We start from the raw sequence: 5,292 nt of genomic DNA, 5'->3' as shown, positions 1-5,292 counted from the left end.
GTGGCAGTTTTTAGAGGTTTCCTGCACTACCGGGGAATCACTTCCCCGGCAACTACAACGACTTATGCACTACGTTTGAGCAGCATCGACTTAATATGGCCGATGGCGCGCGTCGGGTTCAGCCCTTTAGGGCATACGCTGACGCAGTTCATGATGCTATGGCAGCGGAATACGCTGAAAGCGTCACTTAAACCTTCCAGGCGGCTGTCGGTCTCGGTATCACGGCTATCAATTAAGAAGCGATACGCGGCCAGCAGGCCTGCCGGGCCAATAAACTTGTCCGGGTTCCACCAGAATGATGGGCAGGACGTTGAGCAGCATGCACACAAAATACATTCATACAGCCCATCGAGCTTCTCACGCTGCTCAGGCATTTGTAAATGCTCACGAGCCGGCGGATTTTTCCCATTATTCAACAAGTAAGGCTTAATCTTCTCATACTGTGCGTAGAATTGCCCCATGTCTACCACCAAATCGCGCACAACCGGTAAGCCCGGCAGCGGGCGAATGACAATTTTCTTGCCCGGCTGATTCAGCGCAGAAATAGGTGTGATACAGGCCAGTCCATTTTTGCCGTTCATGTTCAGACCGTCGGAGCCACAAACCCCTTCACGGCAGGAACGGCGAAACGACAGCGATGGGTCTTTTTCTTTCAGCTGCATCAATGCATCCAGCAGCATCATGTCGCGCCCTTCTTCCGCCTCCAGGGTGTAATCCTGCATGTGCGGAGCGTCGTCAACATCCGGGTTATAGCGATAAACTGAAAACTCGAGTTTCATTGTCCTGTCTCCGCATTAATAAGTACGAATCTTCGGCGGGAATGCCGGGCGCAGCTTCGGTTCCATATTGACTTGACGTCGCGTCATGGATTCCGACTCTGGCAGGTACAGGGAATGGCACAGCCAGTTTTCATCATCACGTTCCGGGAAGTCGAAGCGGCTATGCGCGCCACGGCTTTCGGTACGGAAGTTTGCAGATACTGCAGTGGCGTACGCGGTCTCCATCAGGTTATCCAACTCCAGACACTCAACGCGCTGGGTGTTGAACTCGCTGGAGGTATCGTCCAGACGGGCATTTTTCAGGCGTTCGCGAATCGCTTTCAGCTCTTCCAGACCTTTCGCCATCGCATCGCCTTCGCGGAATACCGAGAAGTTATGCTGCATACATTCTTGCAGCACTTTGCGAATCGCCACCGGGTCTTCACCGTTACGGTTACCGTTCCAGCGGTTCAGTCGTGCCAGAGAAGCATCGATTTCATCTTCGGTCGCATCCAGCAGGTCACCCTGCTCAGCGATAGATTCCTGCAGATGCAGGCCCACCGCACGACCAAATACCACCAGGTCCAGCAGCGAGTTGCCGCCCAGGCGGTTGGCGCCGTGAACGGATACGCAGGCAATTTCACCTACTGCGAACAGCCCAGGGATCACCACATCTTCGCCCTGCTCGTTTACGGTCAACGCCTGGCCGGTGACTTTGGTCGGAATACCGCCCATCATATAGTGGCAGGTTGGGATAACCGGGATCGGCTCTTTCACCGGATCAACGTGAGCGAAGGTGCGAGACAGTTCGAGAATGCCCGGCAGACGGGATTCCAGTACTTCTTTACCCAGGTGGTCGAGTTTCAGCTTGGCGTGCGGACCCCATGGGCCGTCGCAACCGCGACCTTCACGGATTTCGATCATGATGGAACGCGCCACCACGTCACGACCCGCCAGGTCTTTCGCGTTCGGCGCATAACGCTCCATAAAGCGCTCGCCGTGTTTGTTCAGCAGGTAGCCACCTTCACCACGGCAACCCTCTGTTACCAGAACACCCGCACCGGCGATACCGGTTGGGTGGAACTGCCACATTTCCATATCCTGCACCGGCACACCAGCGCGGATAGCCATACCCACGCCGTCACCGGTGTTGATGTGGGCATTAGTAGTGGACTGATAAATACGGCCAGCACCGCCGGTCGCCAGCACGGTGGCGCGGGCTTTGAAGTAAACCACTTCACCGGTTTCGATACACAGCGCGGTACAACCGACAATCGCGCCATCAGCATTTTTTACCAGATCCAGCGCATACCACTCGGAGAAGATGGTGGTGTGGTTTTTCAGGTTCTGCTGGTACAGCGTGTGCAACAGCGCATGACCGGTACGGTCTGCCGCCGCTGCGGTACGTGCCGCCTGCTCACCGCCGAAGTTCTTCGACTGGCCGCCAAACGGACGTTGATAAATGGTGCCATTATCGAGGCGAGAGAACGGCAGCCCCATGTGATCCAGCTCCAGAATCGCTTCCGGACCGGTTTTACACATATATTCAATAGCGTCCTGGTCACCAATGTAGTCCGACCCTTTGACAGTGTCGTACATGTGCCATTCCCAGTTATCTTCATGGGTATTACCGAGCGCCACGGTGATGCCACCCTGCGCAGATACGGTATGGGAACGGGTTGGGAACACTTTGGAGAGCAGTGCACAGGTCTGACCGCTCTGGGAAATTTGCAGCGCCGCGCGCATACCTGCGCCGCCGGCACCAATCACAACAGCATCAAATTCTCTGACTGGCAGTTTCATTACACACCCCACACCACAACAAATCCATAAATGACGTAAACCACCAGCGCAACGACGATAGCCAGTTGCAGAATCAGGCGCACAGCCAGAGGTTTAACGTAGTCGGTCAACACCTGCCACATGCCGATCCAGGCATGAATCAAGATGGAGAAAAGTGCCAGCAGGGTGAAGACTTTGGTGAATGCCGATGAGAAGAAACCGGTCCAGATTTCAAACGTCAGCTCGCCGCTGGTGGCGAAGAAGCCGACCATATAGATGATGTATAACGTCAGAACGATAGCGGTAGCACGAACCAGAATGAAGTCATGTACGCCATTGCGTCCTAATGCGGAGGCGTTGCTTACCATACGAGGACTCCTGCGAGAAGTGAAAGCACGACAATAATAACGAAACAAATTTTGGCGGAGCGTGTCCCTGCTTCGAGGGTTTCTTCGATATAGCCAAAATCCATTAACAGATGGCGAATGCCCATAACGGCGTGATAGGCCAGCGCAATCAGGATCCCCCACAGAATTAACTCCACAAAGAAGTTATTCATAATGGATGACGCGGTGAGGAAACCTTCAGGGGAGGAAAGGCTGGTACCCAATAACCACAACAGAATCCCGACCGCCACGAAGGTGATCACTCCGGATACGCGATGGAGAATGGACGCTATCGCCGTGATTGGGAACCGGATCGTTTGTAGATCCAGATTGACAGGTCTTTGTTTTTTCACATTTCTTATCATGAATAACGCCCACATGCTGTTCTTATTATTCCCTTTGGACTTCGGGTACAGAAGATGAAGACACCTGTAGCCTGAAAGACGACGGGATTTCCTTCCTCCGGTCTGCGTGCGGGTCAGACAGCGTCCTTACTATAACTACGCGTCATATAAAACACTGCTTCCAGATGCTAAAACGACACGTTACAACGCTGGTTGGCTCGGGATTGCAGGGTATTCCGGAGACCTGGCGGCAGTATAGGACGTTCACAAAATCATTACAATTAACCTACATATAGTTTGTCGGGTTTTATCCCGAACAGTGACATAGGTCACGATAACAACATTATTTTAATTTTTAATCATCTGATTTGACAATCATTAAACAAAGTTGTTACAAACGACACCAGAAAAAGCATATAATGCGTAAAAGTTATGGGGTCACTCTTTCACCGGAGATTTAGTTATGTAACAGTGTGGAAGTATTGACCAATACCTTCAGGACAGTTATTAGTGATAGACAGGTTAAATAATTCGGATTGCTAAGTTCTTGATTTGCAGTTTATTCGCCATAAAAAGACCGTTTTACCTGCAAGCGCCCATAGCTCTGTACCCAGGTCATCCCCTCTTTCGCAGAGCGGCGAGCCAAATAACAAACTGGTAACGGTTTATTGATGCACGAAGGCAAATTTGAGTTCCGGCAGTCTTAAGCAATAAGGCGCTAAGGAGACCGTAAATGGCTGATACTAAAGCAAAACTCACTCTAAATGGTGACGCTGCTATTGAACTGGATGTGCTGAAAGGTACGCTCGGTCAGGACGTTATTGATATTCGTAGCCTTGGCTCAAAAGGGATGTTTACTTTTGACCCAGGTTTCACCTCTACCGCATCCTGCGAATCCAAAATTACTTTCATCGACGGTGACGAAGGTGTTTTGCTGCATCGCGGCTTCCCGATTGACCAGTTGGCGACCGAGTCCAACTATCTGGAAGTGTGTTACATCCTGCTGTACGGCGAAAAACCGACGCAGGAAGAGTACGACGAGTTCAAAACCACAGTCACTCGCCATACCATGATCCACGAGCAGATCACCCGTCTGTTCCACGGTTTCCGCCGCGACTCTCACCCGATGGCCGTTATGTGCGGTGTCACCGGAGCGCTGGCTGCGTTCTATCATGACTCGCTGGATGTAAACAACGCGCGTCACCGTGAAATCGCCGCCTTCCGCCTGCTGTCCAAAATGCCAACCATGGCAGCGATGTGCTACAAATATTCCATCGGGCAGCCGTTCGTGTACCCGCGTAACGATCTCTCCTACGCCGGTAACTTCCTGAACATGATGTTCTCTACGCCGTGCGAAAAATACGAAGTGAATCCGATTCTGGAACGCGCAATGGATCGTATCTTAATCCTGCACGCTGACCACGAACAGAACGCCTCAACCTCTACCGTACGTACCGCGGGCTCTTCTGGCGCTAACCCGTTTGCCTGCATCGCGGCCGGTATTGCTTCCCTGTGGGGACCGGCTCACGGTGGCGCAAACGAAGCTGCGCTGAAAATGCTGGAAGAAATCAGCTCGGTTAAACACATTCCGGAATTTGTTCGCCGCGCGAAAGACAAGAATGATTCCTTCCGCCTGATGGGCTTTGGTCACCGTGTTTATAAAAACTATGACCCGCGCGCTACCGTCATGCGTGAAACCTGCCACGAAGTGCTGAAAGAACTGGGTACCAAAGACGATCTGCTGGAAGTGGCGATGGAGCTTGAGCACATTGCGCTCAACGACCCGTACTTCATCGAGAAGAAACTCTACCCGAACGTGGACTTCTACTCCGGCATCATTCTGAAAGCGATGGGTATTCCGTCCTCTATGTTCACCGTTATCTTCGCCATGGCGCGTACCGTTGGCTGGATTGCACACTGGAACGAAATGCACACCGACGGCATGAAAATCGCCCGTCCGCGTCAGCTGTACACCGGCTACGACAAGCGCGATTTTAAATCTGATATTAAGCGTTAATTGTC

The 5,292-nt window shown here is 52.2% G+C and carries 5 protein-coding genes and 1 pseudogene; 2 read left to right on the top strand and 4 right to left on the bottom strand.

The features are described from left to right. Positions 1 to 62: 62 nt before the first annotated feature. The 4 genes from sdhB to sdhC are packed head-to-tail and all read right to left on the bottom strand — an operon-like array spanning position 63 to position 3,306. Entirely contained in the window at positions 63 to 779 is a 717-nt protein-coding gene (gene sdhB, locus JTI85_RS07665) for a succinate dehydrogenase iron-sulfur subunit SdhB (RefSeq protein WP_032948848.1), read from the bottom strand. A gap of 15 nt (positions 780 to 794) precedes the next feature. Further along, positions 795 to 2,561 (bottom strand): succinate dehydrogenase flavoprotein subunit, encoded by a 1,767-nt coding sequence (gene sdhA / locus JTI85_RS07660; RefSeq protein ID WP_219352372.1) that lies wholly within the window; start codon positions 2,559 to 2,561, stop codon positions 795 to 797. After that, a complete protein-coding gene (gene sdhD, locus JTI85_RS07655; protein WP_061067540.1) occupies positions 2,561 to 2,908 on the bottom strand; it encodes a succinate dehydrogenase membrane anchor subunit in 348 nt (115 codons plus the stop codon). The genes sdhA and sdhD overlap by 1 nt, the downstream gene beginning before the upstream one ends. Beyond that, positions 2,902 to 3,306, bottom strand: coding sequence for a succinate dehydrogenase cytochrome b556 subunit (sdhC, locus tag JTI85_RS07650; RefSeq protein WP_003831406.1), 405 nt, complete (start codon positions 3,304 to 3,306; stop codon positions 2,902 to 2,904). The genes sdhD and sdhC overlap by 7 nt, the downstream gene beginning before the upstream one ends. Before the next feature lie 383 nt (positions 3,307 to 3,689). Here sdhC and JTI85_RS07645 point away from each other — a divergent pair. Continuing rightward, positions 3,690 to 3,800, top strand: a pseudogene (locus JTI85_RS07645) (hypothetical protein). A 203-nt stretch (positions 3,801 to 4,003) separates the two neighbouring features. After that, positions 4,004 to 5,287, top strand: a complete 1,284-nt coding sequence (locus JTI85_RS07640; RefSeq protein ID WP_003831404.1) for a citrate synthase — start codon at positions 4,004 to 4,006, stop codon at positions 5,285 to 5,287. Positions 5,288 to 5,292: the final 5 nt, after the last annotated feature.

The organism is Citrobacter sp. Colony219 (assembly GCF_019382635.1).
GTDB lineage: Bacteria > Pseudomonadota > Gammaproteobacteria > Enterobacterales > Enterobacteriaceae > Citrobacter > Citrobacter youngae.
This window is presented reverse-complemented; position numbering and strand designations above follow the sequence as displayed.